A 14,049-nucleotide genomic window follows, 5' to 3' on the forward strand; every position below is an offset into this window, starting at 1 on the left:
AGGGGGCGCTCAGCGGCGCCCGAGCAGGCCTTGCGGGCGCACGTACATCACCGCCACGAGGAGCAGCAGGGACGGGATGGTGCGGTAGGCCGGGGAGATCAGGTAGGCGGTCAGCGTCTCGAGGTAGCCCACCACGTAGGCCGCGATGAGCGAGCCGGTGACGCTCCCCAAGCCCCCCAGCACCACGATCGAGAAGGCGCTCGCGGTGAGCGGGCCGACGCTGTAGGACGACACGCCGAGGAACTGGCCGAGCAGCACCCCCGCGATCCCGGCGAGCACGCCGTAGATCAGCCAGATCACCACGTAGATCCGCGACAGCTCGAAGCCCAGCAGCGTGACGCCGCGCGGGTTCATCGAGGCCGCCAGCACCACCTTGCCGGTGCGGGTGCGGTTCACCAGCACCCACAGCAGCGCGATGGTGCCCCAGCAGATCACCGCGGTGAAGATCTGGTTCCAGGGGGTGCGCACGCCCGCGATCACCACCACGCCCTCGACGATCGGCATCACCGTCTTGGCGTTGCTGGTGAACAGGTAGGCGATGAACTCTTGGATCATGATGCCCCAGAGCAGCGTGCCCGTGAGGATGAAGATCTCCTTCTCCTCGGACGGGATCGCCCGGGAGCGGTCGATCGGCTTCACCACGAGGCCGTAGGTGGCGAGCGTGAGCAGGGTGCAGACGGCGACGCCGACCGCGGCGCCCGCGTAGGGGCCGAGGCCGAACTCGCTCGACGCCGCCCAGGCCACCACCGCCGCCGTCACCATGAGCGCGCCGTGGGAGAGGTTGAGGACGCCCGACACCCCGAAGATCAGGGTGAAGCCGGTGGCGCCGAGCGCGTAGAGCGCCGAGATGGCGAAGCCGTCGATGAGGATCTGGATGGCCGTCATGATGATCCGCGGGCCGGATGCGCGGGGGGCCTGCCCCCCGCCGGAGGCGCCGGGGACGCGGGGCGCCCCGGACGCGGCGGGGCCGCCGTCAGTTCGCGGCCGAGCCGGCCTTGACGAAGCTCGGGAAGGTGATCTTGCCGTTGGCCACCTGCGGCGGCCAGACCGCGAGCTGCTTGCCGTCCTGCCACTGCATCATCATGCCGGAGACGAGGCCGGGGCCGTACTTGATCGAGTGGGTGAACTCGTCGTCGCGGCCGTAGAACTGGATGCGCCCGAGCGTGCCCTCCCAGTCGGTCTTCTCCAGCGCCTCGACGAGCTTGTCGGGATCGGTCGAGCCGGCCCGCTTCACCGCGTCGGCGATGTAGTAGACCTCGTCGTAGGCGGTGTAGCCGGCGTAGCTCGGGTAGTTGCCGTACTTGGCCTTGAAGGCCTCCGCGAAGGGCGCGGTCTTCGGCGTCACGTTGGTGCCCGGGGCGGCGAACATCTCGAACAGCACGCCCTCGGTGGCGCCGTTCGTCTCCTTCCAGAAGGTGGCGTTGGTGGCCTGCGAGGCGATGCCGACCATCGGGATCGGCACCTGCTGGCTGCGCCACTGCACGGTCGGCTGCACGCCGACATGCGAGATGCCGGTGACGATCACGTCGGGCTTGGCGCCCTCGATGCGGCTGAAGATCGGGTTGAAGTCGGTGGTGCTGGGCGAGAAGCGGATGTGGTCGAGCACCTTGAGGCCGACCTTGGGCAGGCACTCCTTGTAGCCCTCGTCGAGCGGCTTGGTCCACGCCGCGTCCTCGCTCATGATGACGGCGGTCTTCATCTGCCGCCCCTCGACCAGGATCGCCTTGGCGGCGTCGCACACCGCCTGCGACTGGGCCTTCGAGGTCAGGTAGCCGTGGAAGGAGTACTTGTTGCGGGCGTAGTCCTTGTGGACGTTGAGCGGGATCTCGTTCGAGGCCGCGCCGGGCGTGATGAAGGGCAGCTTCAGGCGGGCCGACCAGGGCTGGAGGGCGAGCACGACCTCGCTGATGTAGCTCGCGATGACGGCGTGGGCCTTGTCCTCGCTCGCGGCGCGCTGGAAGGCGCGGACCGAATCGGCGGCCGAGCTCTTGTTGTCGTAGGGGATGATCTCGATCTTGCGCCCGTCCATGCCGCCCTTGGCGTTGATCTCGTCGGCGGCGAGCTGGGCGGCCTGCGGGATCGAGGCGCCGGCGAGCGCCTGGGCCTCGGCGATCACCGCGATGCGGATCGGGTCCGCGGCCTGGGCCGTTGATGTCACGGCATGGCTGCCGATCAGAACGGTCGAGGCGAGAAGCGCACGGACGAGCCGCCACGTCGCGGCAGGCGCGAGATTCCTCATGGCGTTTCCTTCCGATGCCGCTGTTTGTCTTGGCGTCGCGGCGCGGGGCGGAGTGTAACGCCGCCGTTCGTCATAACAAGCCGGCGGGCCGGCCTTCACGGGGGCCGTGGGCCGCTCCACCGCCGAGCCATCGAATTTCTGCATGGCTCGGCGCGGGCGAGGCGTCAGCGGACGAAGCGGTCGACGTAGTCGGCGCCGAGACCCACCTCCGTATAGTGGCGGCGGCACATCTCGATCTTGGTGAAGACGTCCTCGTAGCCGGTCTGGCGCCCCCAGGGATCGACGTAGATCATCACCCCGGTGATGTGGAAGAGCGTGATCATCTCGGGGCAATCGTCCGGCACGACGAGCGTGTGCGTCTCGCCGGGCGGCTCGAAGACGTAGGATCCGGTCTCGGCCACCCAGTCGTGTTCGAGGTAGTGCCAGCGCCCGCGCAGCACGTGGCCATGCACCGGCGCGGGGTGTCGGTGGCGGCTCAGCACGCCCGCGCGGCGCACCCGCAGCAGGTTCACCCAGTAGCCCTGGGAGGCGTTGAGGCAGAGCGGCCGGAACCAGACATTCTCGGCCTGCGGCACCCAGACCCGCTCGTCCTCCGGGATCGCCCGCGGCTCCACGATCTCCACGCCGGCCTCCGGCGGGAAGGGGAGCTGGTAGGGCATGCGGCGCTCGTCGGTCTCGGACATGGGGGATCTCCGTCGGGGCGGCTCTCAGGCGATGAGGTAGCCGCCATCCACCGGCAGCACGGTGCCGGTGATGAAGGCGGCGGCGGGGGAGCAGAGGAAGACGACCGCGCCCGCGACATCCTCCGGGCGGCCCCAGCGGCCGAGCGGCGTGCGGGCGAGGATCGGGCCGGCGCGGGCGGGGTCGTCCTGCAGGGCCTGGGTCAGCGGCGTGGCGATCCAGCCCGGCGCCACGGCGTTGACCCGGATGCCGTCGGGCGCCCAGCCGATGGCGAGGCTCTTGGTGAGCTGGGCGATGCCGCCCTTGCTGGCGCTGTAGGCCGGCACCAGCCCCCCGCCGAAAAAACTCAGCATCGACGCGAGGGTGACGATGGCGCCGCCGGACTGCGCCAGCAGCGGCCGGCAGGCGGTGCACAGGCGCATCGTGCCGGTGAGGTTGACGGCGATCACCTGCTCGAAGACCGGCAGCTCGTACTCGGCCGCCCGCCGGATGATCCCGGCGGCGTTCACCAGGATGTCGAGGCGCTCCAACCCCGCCGCCAGCGCCTCCACGCTGCCGGCGTCGGCGACGTCGAGGTGGCGGGCGGGCGCGCCGGCCGCGTCCGTCACGCCCTCGCCCCCCGTGAGGTCGGCGACGACGACGTGGGCGCCCGCCTCCCGCAGCCCGGCCGCGATCCCGGCCCCGATCCCGCTCATGCCGCCCGTCACCAGCGCGGTGCGGCCCGTCAGGTCCATCCTCATGGCGTCTCCCGATCGTCTTGTTCCGACCGTTATCTCACAGGCGGCGTGCGGCACGCACGCATGGCAGGCAGGCGAGCCATGCCGATCGGAGTGGTCCGCCTCCCGCAACCGGTGCTAACCAGCGCGGACGAGCCGGCGCGCGGAACGCCGGCCGGGGAGGAGACGGACGGCATGGGCCTCATCACCTATCTCACGCGCATCCAGTTCGAGCGCGGCGCGATCCGGCTGATCCCGGAGGAACTGGCGCTGCTCGGCGCGCGCCGGCCGCTGATCGTGACCGACCGGGGCGTCGTCGCGGCGGGGCTCGTCGCGCGGATCGTGGCGACGCACGCCTCCCTCGCGGACGCGCCCGTCTTCGACGCGACTCCGGAAAATCCCACCGAGGCCGCGGTGCTGGCGGCCCGGGACCTGTTTCGCGAGCACGGCTGCGACGCGGTGCTGGCCGTCGGCGGCGGCTCGCCCCTCGACCTCGCCAAGGGCGTCGCCCTGATGGCGACCCACGCCGAGCCGCTGGCGCAGTACGCGGCCGTGCTCGGCGGCCTGCCGCGAATCCGCGCCGACCAGCCTCCCGTGCTGGCGGTGCCCACCACCGCGGGCACCGGCAGCGAGGTCGGGCGCGCGGCGCTGATCACCCTCGCGGACGGGCGCAAGCTCGGCTTCATCGCCCCCTCCCTCATCCCGAACGTCGCGATCTGCGACCCCGACCTGACGCTCGGCCTGCCGCCGCACCTCACCGCGGCGACCGGCATGGACGCGGTCACCCACTGCATCGAGACCTTCCTGAGCCCGCGCGACAACCCGCCCGCGGAGGCGATCGCCCTCGACGGGCTGCGGCGCGCCGTGCCGGCGCTGCGCCGGGCCTACCGCGACGGCGGCGACGTCGCGGCGCGCGAGGCGATGATGATGGCCGCGCTCGAAGGCGGCATGACCTTCCAGAAGGGGCTCGGCGCGGTCCACTCGATGTCGCACGCGCTCGGCGGGCGCAAGGGTGGGGACACCGCCAAGCCGTTGCACCACGGCACCCTCAACGCCGTGATCCTGCCCCACGTGCTGCGCTTCAACGCGCCGGCCTGCGAGGCCAAGTACGCGGCCCTGCGGGAGGCGATGGGCGTGAGCCCCGGCGCCGACCTCGCGGCGGCGATCGAGGCCCTCAACCGCGACCTCGGCCTGCCCCGGACGCTCGCCGAGATGAGCGTCACCGCCGAGGAGTGCGAGGCGCTGGTGCCCTGGGCGGTCGAGGATCACTCCACGGCGACGAACGGGCGCCCGGTCGGGGCCGAGGACCTGCGGGGCCTGTTCGCGGCGGCGTTGCGCGGGGCCTGACAGCCGGCCCCCCTCGAGGAGTGGCGGCGGCCGGGCCTGGAAGGACCGCCCGCCGTCACCGCCGCGCGGCCAGGCCGTCCGCCACGGCGCGGATGACCTCGCCCGCCCGCGCGATGCCGGCGCGGTCGACTTCGAGGCTCGCGGTCGCCCGGATCATCGCCTCGCCGATCGCCCGCACCCGCACCTCTTCGGCGAGGCAGGCGGCCGCAAAGGCGGAGGCGGTGGTGCCGAGCCCGGCCACCGAGAAGCACAGGATGTTCGACTGTCCCGCCGTCTCGTCGAAGGCGAGGCCGGGCGCGTCGGCGATCGCCGCGTGCAGGCGGCGGGCATTCGCGTTGTCCTCGGCGAGCTGGTCCATGTGGTGGTCGAGCGCGTAGAGGCCCGCCGCGGCGAGCACGCCGCTCTGGCGCAGGGCGCCGCCGAGCCGGTACTTCCAGCGCCACGCCTCGGTGACGAAGTCCCGGCTGCCGCACAGCACCGCGCCGACCGGGCAGCCGAGCCCCTTGCTCAGGTCGATCCAGGCGCTGTCGAACCCCGCCGCGTAGGCGTCCGCCGGGATGCCGGTGGCCACGACCGCGTTGAGGAGGCGCGCGCCGTCGATATGCGCCTTGAGGCCGTGCGCGTGCGCGAGGTCGCGGATGGCCCGCATGGTGCCGAGGTCCCAGACGGTGCCGCCGGAGAAGCTCGTGGTCTGCTCGACCGAGATCAGGGCGGAGCGCGGCGCGGTGCGCTGGGGGACCCGGATCGCGCCTTCGGCCTGCGCGAGGGTGTAGAGGCCGACCCGCGTCGGCAGCGCCCGCACCGACACGCCGCCGATCGCCGCCGCACCCGCGGCCTCGGTGTTGTAGATGTGGGACTGGTCGTCGACGATGATCTCGTCGCCGGCCCGCGTCTGCACGAGGATCGAGACGAGGTTGCACATCGTGCCGGAGGGCATGAACACGCCGTCCTCCAGGCCGAGCAGCGCCGCCACGCGCTCGCAGAGCGCGTTCGTGGTCGGATCGGAGCCGGATTGCTCGTCCCCGACCTCGGCCCGCGCCATCGCCTCGCGCATGCCCGGCGTCGGCCGCGTCTGCGTATCGCTGAAGAGATCGATCATCGCTGCGTGCGCGCCTCGTGGAGGGAGAGGTGGGGAGTATGGCCGCCTGCGGCGGATCGGCCGCGTCGCGGATTGGTTGTCTGCATGATAACGGCACCGTGAGCGGGATAAGGGTCCCTCGCAGCACCGAGTCCGGGGCCGCGGAGGGACGATAAGGGCGAAACGCGATGGGAGCGAGCGCGCGGCCGGCCACCGGCCCAGGGGAGGAGAGCCGGCCGGATTCCGGACTGGCCCGGCGGTTGGCGGCATCCCTGCAGGGGGAGGTGCGGTTCGACGCCTTCACCCGCGGGCGCTACGCCACCGACGCCTCGATCTACCAGATCACGCCGGCGGGCGTGGTCTTCCCCAAGAGCCGCGACGACATCGCGGCGACCCTGGCGGCAGCGGGCGAGCACGGCCTGCCCGTCATCCTGCGCGGCGGTGGCACTTCGCAGAACGGGCAGCCGATCGGCACCGGCCTCGTGGTGGACTGCTCGCGCCACCTCGGTGCCGTCACCGCCTACGACCGCGAGGCCGGTACCGTCACGGTGGAGCCCGGCCTCGTGCTGGAGCGGCTGAACACGCGGATGAAGGCGGACGGCTGGTTCTTCCCCGTCGAGCCCTCCACGGCGAGCCGCTGCACCATCGGCGGCATGGCCGGCAACAATTCCTGCGGCGCCCGCTCGCTGCGCTACGGCAAGATGAGCGACAACGTCCTGGCGATCGAGGCGCTGTTTCCCGACGGCGAGGCCTTCGGGTTCGGCCTCACCGGCAACGAGGGGTTCGGCGTCACGGGGTCGGCCCGCGCGCAGGATCTCGCCCGGCGGATGCTCGCCCTCGCCGACCGGAACCGCGACGAGATCGCGCTGCGCTATCCGAAGGTGCAGCGCCGGGTCGGCGGCTACAACCTCGACGCGCTGGTCGCGCCGCGGCCGAACCTCGCCCATCTGCTCGTCGGCTCGGAGGGGACGCTCGCCGCGACCACCGCGGTGACGCTGCAGCTCGCGCGCCTGCCGACCCACCGCGTCATGGGGGTATGCCACTTCCCCTCGTTCCGCGCCGCGATGGAGACCACGCGCCACATCGTCGATCTCGGTCCCGCGGCGGTCGAGCTCGTCGACAACAACGTGCTGGTGCTCGGGGCCGACATCCCGCTGTTCCGCACTACGCTCGCCGACATCACCCGCGGCCAGCCCAATTGCCTGCTGCTGACCGAGTTCGCGGGCGACGACCGCGACGGTCTCGCGCGCGACCTCGCGCGGCTCGACGCCTGCATGGCCGACCACGGCTTCCCGGACGCGGTGGTCGCCGTGACCGAGCCCGTGCGCCAGCGCGCGGTCTGGGAGGTGCGCGAGGCCTGCCTCAACATCATGATGTCGATGAAGGGCGACGCGAAGCCGATCTCCTTCATCGAGGATTGCGCGGTGCCGCTGGAGCACCTCGCCGACTACACGGACGCCGTCACGGCCGTCTTCGAGAAGCACGGCACGCGGGGCACGTGGTACGCGCACGCCTCGGTCGGCTGCCTGCACGTGCGCCCGATCCTCGACATCAAGCAGGCCGGGGGCGTGACCCGGATGCGCGCCATCGCGGAGGAGACCGCCGACCTCGTGCGGCGCTTCAAGGGCTCCTACTCGGGCGAGCACGGGGACGGCATCTCGCGCTCCGAGTTCGTCGCCCCGCTGTTCGGGCCGGTTCTCGCCTCCGCCTTCGAGACGGTGAAGGACGCCTTCGATCCCGACAACCGCCTGAATCCCGGCAAGATCGTGCGCCCGCTGCGGATGGACGACCGGGGCCTCATGCGCTTCGGGCCGGATTACGCGGTGACGCAGCCGGCCGCGCCCGTCCTCGACTGGTCGGAGTGGGGCGGCTTCGGCGGCGCGGTCGAGATGTGCAACAACAACGGCACCTGCCGGAAGCTCGCGGGCGGGGCGATGTGCCCGTCCTACCGCGTCACGCGCGACGAGCAGCACCTCACCCGCGGCCGGGCCAACTCGCTGCGGCTCGCGATGTCGGGCCAGCTCGGCCCGGACGCCTTCACCAGCCCCGCGATGAAGCGCACGCTGGATCTCTGCGTCTCGTGCAAGGCCTGCCGCCGCGAATGCCCGACCGGCGTCGACATGGCCCGGATGAAGATCGAGTTCCTGCACCACTACCATGCCCGCCACGGCCTGCCGCTGGCCGAGCGCCTCGTGGCCGAGCTGCCGCGCTACGCCGGCCTCGCGGCCCGTCTCGCGCCGCTGCTCAACTGGCGCGACCGCGTGCCGGCGCTGGCGCGCCTCTCGGAGCGGGTGACGGGGCTCTCGGCCCGCCGCTCCCTGCCGGCGTGGCGCCGGCCCTGGCGCGAGACCGGGGCGGCGGCGGGACCGGGCGATGTCGTCGGCGATTCCCGCGACGTCGTGCTGTTCGCCGACACCTTCAACCGCGCCTTCGAGCGCGAGAACCTGGAGGCGGCCGAGCGGGTGCTGCGCGCGGCCGGCTACCGCCTGCACCGGGTCGCGCCGCCGAGCCGGCGACCGCTGTGCTGCGGCCGCACGTGGCTCGCCTCCGGCCAGACCGGGCGGGCGCGCGAGGAGGCGCAGCGCAGCCGCGACGCGCTCCTGCCCTTCGTGCGAGCGGGTGCCCGCATCGTCGGGCTGGAGCCCTCCTGCCTGCTCACCTTCCGCGACGAGGCCGTGGCGCTCCTGCCCGGCGAGGCGGCGCGGGAGCTGGCCGGCGCGGCCTTCCTGTTCGAGGAACTGCTCGCCGCCGACCTCGCGGCGGGACGCATCACCCTCCCGCTCGCCGACCAGGGCGGGCGCGTCGCGCACCTGCACGGGCACTGCCACCAAAAAGCCTTCGGCGCGATGGGCGCGGTGGAAAACGTCCTGCGCCGCGTGCCGGGCCTCGACGTTCGGGTGATCGAGTCGAGCTGCTGCGGCATGGCCGGCGCCTTCGGCTACCGCCCCGAGACGATCGAGGTCTCGTTCGCGATGGCCGAGCTGTCGCTGTTTCCGGCCCTGCGCGCGGCCGGCCCCGACGATCTCGTGGTCGCGGACGGGACGAGCTGCCGCCACCAGATCCGCGACGGGGTGGACCGGGAGGCGCTGCACGTGGCCCGCGTGCTCGACGCGGCGCTGGCGGCCTGACCGGTTCCCCGTCGGCTCGGCCGGTCCGGGCCGACCCCTGACGCGGTCGCGCCCAAGACGGATTCGCACTCCATGATCAAGCGCAGGCAGCGCGGGAACCCCTCCCCCATGCGGGAGCAGGGGTAGGGGTGAGGGTCCAGGTGGCGCCGCAGTGAAGCGCAGAGCGTGGTGAGGGGAGCGGAACGGATCCGCTTCAAACGCCAACCGTCGTGCTGGTCGCCGATACCATTTCGCCTTCTTGCTGCACCCTCCCAGGACCCTCACCCCTGCCCCTCTCCCGCTCGGGAGAGGGGTTCCCCTACGTCAGCGGTCGTTCTGAAATCGCGCCCGTGCCGAGAATCCCGTGTCGTTCAGGGCGAGGCGGAGGCCACGCGCCCCGGCAGCACCCGCCGGAGGAGGCGCCGGGCGATCTCGGACAGCGGCCCCCAGACGAGGAGCAGCAGGCCGAGGATCATCAGCGTCGAGACGAGCCCGTTCGAGAAGAACACCGACAGGTCTCCGCCTGAGCCGAGCAGCGCCTGCCGGAAGGCGTCCTCGGCGCGATCGCCGAGCACCAGCGCGAGCACCAGCGGGGCGAGGGGATAGTCGAGCTTCTTGAACACGTAGCCGACGAGGCCGAAGACCAGCATCAGCCAGATGTCGAAGCGCGACGACTCCACCGTGTAGGCGCCGATGGCGCAGACGACGAGGATGAGCGGCGCCACCAGCGCGAAGGGGATGCGCATGATCGCGGCGAAGACCGGCACGGTGGCGAGCACGATCAGCAGGCCCGCGACGTTGCCGAGATACATCGAGGCGATCAGGCCCCAGACGAACTCCTTCTGCTCCACGAACAACAATGGGCCGGGCTGCAGGCCCCAGATCATCAGGCCGCCGAGCAGCACCGCGGCGGTGGCCGAGCCCGGGATGCCGAGCGCCAGCATGGGCAGCAGCGCCGAGGTGCCGGCGGCGTGGGCGGCGGTCTCGGGGGCGAGCACGCCCGCGACCTCGCCCTTGCCGAACCGCTCGGGGTCGCGCGCGAAGCGCTTGGCGAGGCCGTAGCCCATGAACGAGGCGGCGATCGCCCCGCCCGGCGTCACGCCCATCCACATCCCCACCACCGAGGAGCGCACCAGCGTCGCCCAGTGGCGCGGCAGCGCCGCCCAGGTGCGCAGCACCACCGCGAGGTCGATCGCCGCCCGCTTGCCCTTGAAGTGCAGCCCCTCCTCGATGGTGAGCAGGATCTCCGAGACCCCGAACAGGCCGATCACCACCACGAGGAAGTCGAAGCCCTTCATCAGCTCGCTCGCCCCGAAGGTCAGGCGCAGGTCGCCCGAGATCGTGTCGAGGCCCACCGCCGCGAGCAGGAAGCCGAGCGCCAGCGAGGCGACGATCTTGGCCTTGTTCTCCTTGCCCATGCCGATGAAGGAGCAGAACGTGAGGAAGAAGACGCCGAAGAACTCGGCCGGGCCGAAGCGCAGGGCGAAGCGGGCGACGAGCGGCGCCACGAAGGTGATCAGCACCACGCCCGCGAGCGCCCCGATGAAGGAGGCCGTGAAGGCTGCCGTCAGCGCCTCGCCCGCCCGGCCCTGCTGGGCCATCGGGTAGCCGTCGAAGGTGGTCGCCACCGACCAGGCCTCCCCCGGGATGTTGAACAGGATCGACGTGATGGCGCCGCCGAACAGCGCGCCCCAGTAGATCGAGGACAGCAGGATGATCGCCGAGGTCGGGTCCATGCCGAAGGTGAGCGGCAGCAGGATGGCGACGCCGTTGGGGCCGCCCAGGCCCGGCAGCACCCCAACCACGATGCCGAGCAGCACGCCGATGACCATGAAGGCGACGTTGTGCCAGGTCAGCGCGATCTGGAAGCCCAGGAGGAGCTGGTTGAGATTGTCCATCGCGGATCCTTCCGGGGGTCAGTAGCCGAGTGCGGCCTCGAGCGGCCCCTTGGGCAGGGGAACCCGGAACTGCAGCTCGAACACCCAGAAGACGACGAGCGGCACCAGCACGGCGGCGAGCGCCGTCTGCCACCAGCGGAAATCTCCCAGCGTCAGCATGAACGCGGCCATGAAGGCCGCCGAGGCGACGTAGATGCCCAGATACGCGATGGCCAGCACGTAGAGGGCGAGGGGCACGAAGACCCGGGCGACGAGGCGCAGCTGGCCGTAGGTGACGAAGACGCTCTCCTCGCGGCGCAGCGCGCTCACCAGCGTGAAGAGCGCCGCCACGGCCAGGATCCAGCCCACGCGCGCCGGGAAGAAGCCGTTCTCCGGTCCGCCGTCCCAGCCGGCGCCGCGCCCGTAGGAATCCCACAGGGTCAGCGCCGCGACGCCCATCAGCATGAGCGACACGAGGCATTCGACGAGACGGCGCGAGACGCCGCGCTCATGGGCCGGGGGTGAGGCGTCGATCATCAGCATCCTTTCGTGGGCCGGGGATCCGGTCCGATCCCCGGCGGGCCCCGCTCGGCGCGGGCCTCAGTTCGTGGCGATGAAGCCCGCCTTGCCCATCAGCTCCTTGTGCTTGCGCTCGTCCTCGGTGAGGAAGTCGACGAAGGCCTTGCCCGCGCGGAAGTCGGGCACCAGCGCGTTGCGCTCCAGATAGGCCTTCCATTCCGGCGTCTCCGTGACCTTCCGGAAGAGCTCGACGTAGTAGGCCTGCTGCTCCGGCGTGACCTTGCCGGGCATGAACATGCCGCGCAGCATCTCGTAGGTGACGTCGAGGCCCTGCGACGGGCAGGTCGGGATATCGGCCCAGCTCATGTCCGCCGTGACCTTCTGAGTGTAGGCGAGCGGCTTCTTCGAGAAGACGCAGAGCGGGCGCGTCGCCCCCGAGCGCCAGTTGGCGACCTCCTCGGCCGGGTTGTTCATGTTGCCGTCGATGTGCCCGCCCGCGAGCTGGACCGACGAGGGACCGCCGCCCTGGTAGGGCACGTAGGTGATCTTGACGCCCGCGGTCTGCTCCATCGTCACGGAGATCAGGTGGTCCTCGCGCTTCGAGCCGTTGCCGCCCGTCTTGAGGGGCGGGGTCGCGGTCCGGGCGGCGTCGATGAAGTCCTTGGCGGTCTTGTAGGGCTTGGCGGCGTTGACCCAGAGCAGGAAGGCGTCCTGGGCCATCATCGCGACGGGCGTGAAGTCCCGCCAGCTCACCGGGAGCTTGGTGGCGAGCGGGGTCATGTAGATGCCGCTCGACGTGGTGATCAGCTTGTGGGGGTCGCCCGCCGACTTCTGGATGTCGAGCATCGCCTCGCCGCCGGCCGCGGCAGGCTTGTTCACGATGATGATGGGCTGCTTGGCGAGCTCGTTCTTCTGGATCGCGCCCTGGATGGTGCGGGCCATCTGATCCGATGAGCCACCGGGCGGGAACGGGACGATGATCTCGATCGGCTTCGTCGGCTCCCAGGCCTGGGCGGAGGCGAAGGGCAGCACCGCGACCGCGGCCGTCAGGAGAACTCTCATGGCGCTTCCTCTCGATGTGCTCTTGTCGGCACGATCCGACAAATCTTGGAGGATGCGCCATGGCTGTGCAAGCGACCGGCCGCGGGCCATTGGAATAAGGCGCGGCCGCCGCACGGATCGACTGGTCGAGCCGGCCCGGCGTGCGCCGCACCGCTCCGGGCGGCGACGCACAGGCTGGCCGCCGGCCTCCTCGCCGTCGCGGCCGTACCGTCACCCTGCCGCCGCCGGCGCGGCCACCGGGTTGAATGGTCGCCCCCCATCCCGGATTCCGCCGCCCCTTCACGTCTCCTTGCCTCTTGCGGCGTCCGCCTCCCGGCGTCATCTGCTCAGGGAGGCGGCGGGAGTGGTGTCGGGATGAGCGATCGGCGGGGTGGCCCTCGGGGCGACCTGAAGCAGCGGGTGCGCACCGCGCGCGGGCGCACGGTCTCCTCCAAGCGCTGGCTGGAGCGCCAGCTCAACGATCCCTACGTGGCCCGCGCCAAGCGCGAGGGCTACCGCTCGCGGGCCGCCTACAAGCTGCTCGAGATCGACGAGCGCTTCCGCCTGCTCAAGCCCGGCCAGCGGGTGATCGATCTCGGGGCCGCGCCGGGGGGCTGGTCGCAGGTCGCCGCCGCGAAGGTCGGCAGCCATCCGGGCGCCGCGGGGCCACGCGGCCGGGTGGTCGGCATCGACCTCCTGGAGATCGAGCCGATGCCGGGCGTCGACTTCATCACCCTCGACTTCCTCGACCCGAGCGCGCCCGCCCGCCTCGTCGACCTGCTCGGGGGGCCGGCCGACCTCGTGATGTCCGACATGGCCGCCAACGCCACCGGCCACAAGAAGACCGATCACCTGCGCATCATCGGCCTCGCCGAGACGGCGGCAGCCTTCGCCCGCGAGGTGCTGGCCCCGGGCGGCGCCTACCTCGCCAAGGTGCTGCAGGGCGGGACCGAAGGCGCGCTGCTGGCCGACCTCAAGCGCGACTTCGCGGTCGTGCGCCACGTCAAGCCGGCGGCGAGCCGGGCGGATTCAAGCGAACTCTACGTGCTCGCCACCGGCTACCGCGGCGAGGCCGGCGCGCCGCAGGACGAGGAGCCCGATGCGGACGAGACGGCCTCGGCTTGGCGGCCCTGAGCGCCTGACGCCCACGCAGGCCCGGGCGCTCGCCCGCGCGCTCCTCCTGGCGGAGGGCTACACCCTGGTCGCCGAGGGCGTCCGCAGCAGCAGCCTCTATCTGCGCGCCCCGGGGGCCGTGCAGCAGATCCGCATCGCCGACCACGCCCGCACGCCCCGGCGGCGCCAGCAATACCCGCATGTGGTCGCGAGCCTGATCCTCGCCTCACCCCTGTCCGAGGCGCTGGTGCGCGAGCGTGTCGCCGGGGCGCTGCGGGTCGTGGCGGCGGCGCAGGCCGCGGCCGTCAGGGCGCGGGCGCCCTGAGGCGGC

Annotated in this window: 12 protein-coding genes; 4 read left to right on the forward strand and 8 right to left on the reverse strand. The window is 72.0% G+C overall.

The features are described from left to right. Positions 1-9: 9 nt before the first annotated feature. The 4 genes from ACKUB9_RS00105 to ACKUB9_RS00120 form a co-directional block, all read right to left on the reverse strand. The gene (locus ACKUB9_RS00105) at positions 10-885 is read right to left on the reverse strand and encodes a branched-chain amino acid ABC transporter permease (RefSeq protein ID WP_407518524.1); all 876 of its coding nucleotides are present in this window, start codon (positions 883-885) and stop codon (positions 10-12) included. A gap of 88 nt (positions 886-973) precedes the next feature. Then, positions 974-2,239 carry an ABC transporter substrate-binding protein gene (locus ACKUB9_RS00110; RefSeq protein WP_407518525.1) on the reverse strand — a complete coding sequence of 422 codons (1,266 nt, stop codon included), beginning with the start codon at positions 2,237-2,239 and terminating at the stop codon, positions 974-976. 164 nt (positions 2,240-2,403) lie between these two features. Continuing rightward, entirely contained in the window at positions 2,404-2,922 is a 519-nt protein-coding gene (locus tag ACKUB9_RS00115) for a 2,4'-dihydroxyacetophenone dioxygenase family protein (protein WP_407518526.1), read from the reverse strand. 24 nt (positions 2,923-2,946) lie between these two features. Beyond that, positions 2,947-3,660 carry an SDR family NAD(P)-dependent oxidoreductase gene (locus ACKUB9_RS00120; RefSeq protein ID WP_407518527.1) on the reverse strand — a complete coding sequence of 238 codons (714 nt, stop codon included), beginning with the start codon at positions 3,658-3,660 and terminating at the stop codon, positions 2,947-2,949. A 171-nt stretch (positions 3,661-3,831) separates the two neighbouring features. On the opposite strand from ACKUB9_RS00120, the gene ACKUB9_RS00125 reads away from it, so the two are divergent. Further along, complete coding sequence (locus ACKUB9_RS00125; RefSeq protein ID WP_407518528.1) at positions 3,832-4,983, forward strand: iron-containing alcohol dehydrogenase; 1,152 nt, start codon at positions 3,832-3,834, stop codon at positions 4,981-4,983. Between the two features lie 55 nt (positions 4,984-5,038). Here the strand turns inward: ACKUB9_RS00125 and ACKUB9_RS00130 are convergent, their stop codons facing one another. Continuing rightward, the gene (locus ACKUB9_RS00130) at positions 5,039-6,082 is read right to left on the reverse strand and encodes a threonine aldolase family protein (protein ID WP_407518529.1); all 1,044 of its coding nucleotides are present in this window, start codon (positions 6,080-6,082) and stop codon (positions 5,039-5,041) included. Positions 6,083-6,249: 167 nt separating this feature from the next. Here ACKUB9_RS00130 and ACKUB9_RS00135 point away from each other — a divergent pair, with 167 nt between their 5' ends. Next, the gene (locus tag ACKUB9_RS00135) at positions 6,250-9,189 is read left to right on the forward strand and encodes an FAD-binding and (Fe-S)-binding domain-containing protein (protein ID WP_407518530.1); all 2,940 of its coding nucleotides are present in this window, start codon (positions 6,250-6,252) and stop codon (positions 9,187-9,189) included. A gap of 350 nt (positions 9,190-9,539) precedes the next feature. Here ACKUB9_RS00135 and ACKUB9_RS00140 read toward each other — a convergent pair whose 3' ends face one another. From ACKUB9_RS00140 to ACKUB9_RS00150, 3 genes are all read right to left on the reverse strand, one after another. Next, positions 9,540-11,066 (reverse strand): tripartite tricarboxylate transporter permease, encoded by a 1,527-nt coding sequence (locus ACKUB9_RS00140; RefSeq protein WP_407518531.1) that lies wholly within the window; start codon positions 11,064-11,066, stop codon positions 9,540-9,542. 18 nt (positions 11,067-11,084) lie between these two features. Continuing rightward, on the reverse strand, positions 11,085-11,582 hold the full coding sequence (locus tag ACKUB9_RS00145; RefSeq protein ID WP_407518532.1) for a tripartite tricarboxylate transporter TctB family protein: 498 nt from the start codon (positions 11,580-11,582) through the stop codon (positions 11,085-11,087). Positions 11,583-11,645: 63 nt separating this feature from the next. Continuing rightward, complete coding sequence (locus ACKUB9_RS00150) at positions 11,646-12,626, reverse strand: Bug family tripartite tricarboxylate transporter substrate binding protein (protein ID WP_407518533.1); 981 nt, start codon at positions 12,624-12,626, stop codon at positions 11,646-11,648. A gap of 354 nt (positions 12,627-12,980) precedes the next feature. On the opposite strand from ACKUB9_RS00150, the gene ACKUB9_RS00155 reads away from it, so the two are divergent. Together ACKUB9_RS00155 and ACKUB9_RS00160 are read left to right on the forward strand one after the other, a co-directional pair. Next, positions 12,981-13,739 carry an RlmE family RNA methyltransferase gene (locus ACKUB9_RS00155; RefSeq protein WP_407518534.1) on the forward strand — a complete coding sequence of 253 codons (759 nt, stop codon included), beginning with the start codon at positions 12,981-12,983 and terminating at the stop codon, positions 13,737-13,739. Continuing rightward, positions 13,705-14,043, forward strand: a complete 339-nt coding sequence (locus tag ACKUB9_RS00160) for a hypothetical protein (RefSeq protein WP_407518535.1) — start codon at positions 13,705-13,707, stop codon at positions 14,041-14,043. Before ACKUB9_RS00155 ends, ACKUB9_RS00160 begins: the two co-directional genes overlap by 35 nt. Positions 14,044-14,049: the final 6 nt, after the last annotated feature.

The organism is Methylobacterium oryzisoli (assembly GCF_046557895.1).
Classification (GTDB): Bacteria; Pseudomonadota; Alphaproteobacteria; order Rhizobiales; family Beijerinckiaceae; genus Methylobacterium; species Methylobacterium oryzisoli.

What these genes read in the sequence shown, in the direction of transcription:
- ACKUB9_RS00120 (WP_407518527.1), bottom strand. Translation starts at nt 3,660, where the DNA reads ATGAGGATGGACCTGACGGGCCGCACCGCGCTGGTGACGGGCGGCATG.
- ACKUB9_RS00105 (WP_407518524.1), bottom strand. Translation starts at nt 885, where the DNA reads ATGACGGCCATCCAGATCCTCATCGACGGCTTCGCCATCTCGGCGCTC.
- ACKUB9_RS00140 (WP_407518531.1), bottom strand. Translation starts at nt 11,066, where the DNA reads ATGGACAATCTCAACCAGCTCCTCCTGGGCTTCCAGATCGCGCTGACC.
- ACKUB9_RS00145 (WP_407518532.1), bottom strand. Translation starts at nt 11,582, where the DNA reads ATGATCGACGCCTCACCCCCGGCCCATGAGCGCGGCGTCTCGCGCCGT.
- ACKUB9_RS00155 (WP_407518534.1), top strand. Translation starts at nt 12,981, where the DNA reads ATGAGCGATCGGCGGGGTGGCCCTCGGGGCGACCTGAAGCAGCGGGTG.
- ACKUB9_RS00110 (WP_407518525.1), bottom strand. Translation starts at nt 2,239, where the DNA reads ATGAGGAATCTCGCGCCTGCCGCGACGTGGCGGCTCGTCCGTGCGCTT.
- ACKUB9_RS00115 (WP_407518526.1), bottom strand. Translation starts at nt 2,922, where the DNA reads ATGTCCGAGACCGACGAGCGCCGCATGCCCTACCAGCTCCCCTTCCCG.
- ACKUB9_RS00125 (WP_407518528.1), top strand. Translation starts at nt 3,832, where the DNA reads ATGGGCCTCATCACCTATCTCACGCGCATCCAGTTCGAGCGCGGCGCG.
- ACKUB9_RS00130 (WP_407518529.1), bottom strand. Translation starts at nt 6,082, where the DNA reads ATGATCGATCTCTTCAGCGATACGCAGACGCGGCCGACGCCGGGCATG.
- ACKUB9_RS00160 (WP_407518535.1), top strand. Translation starts at nt 13,705, where the DNA reads ATGCGGACGAGACGGCCTCGGCTTGGCGGCCCTGAGCGCCTGACGCCC.
- ACKUB9_RS00150 (WP_407518533.1), bottom strand. Translation starts at nt 12,626, where the DNA reads ATGAGAGTTCTCCTGACGGCCGCGGTCGCGGTGCTGCCCTTCGCCTCC.
- ACKUB9_RS00135 (WP_407518530.1), top strand. Translation starts at nt 6,250, where the DNA reads ATGGGAGCGAGCGCGCGGCCGGCCACCGGCCCAGGGGAGGAGAGCCGG.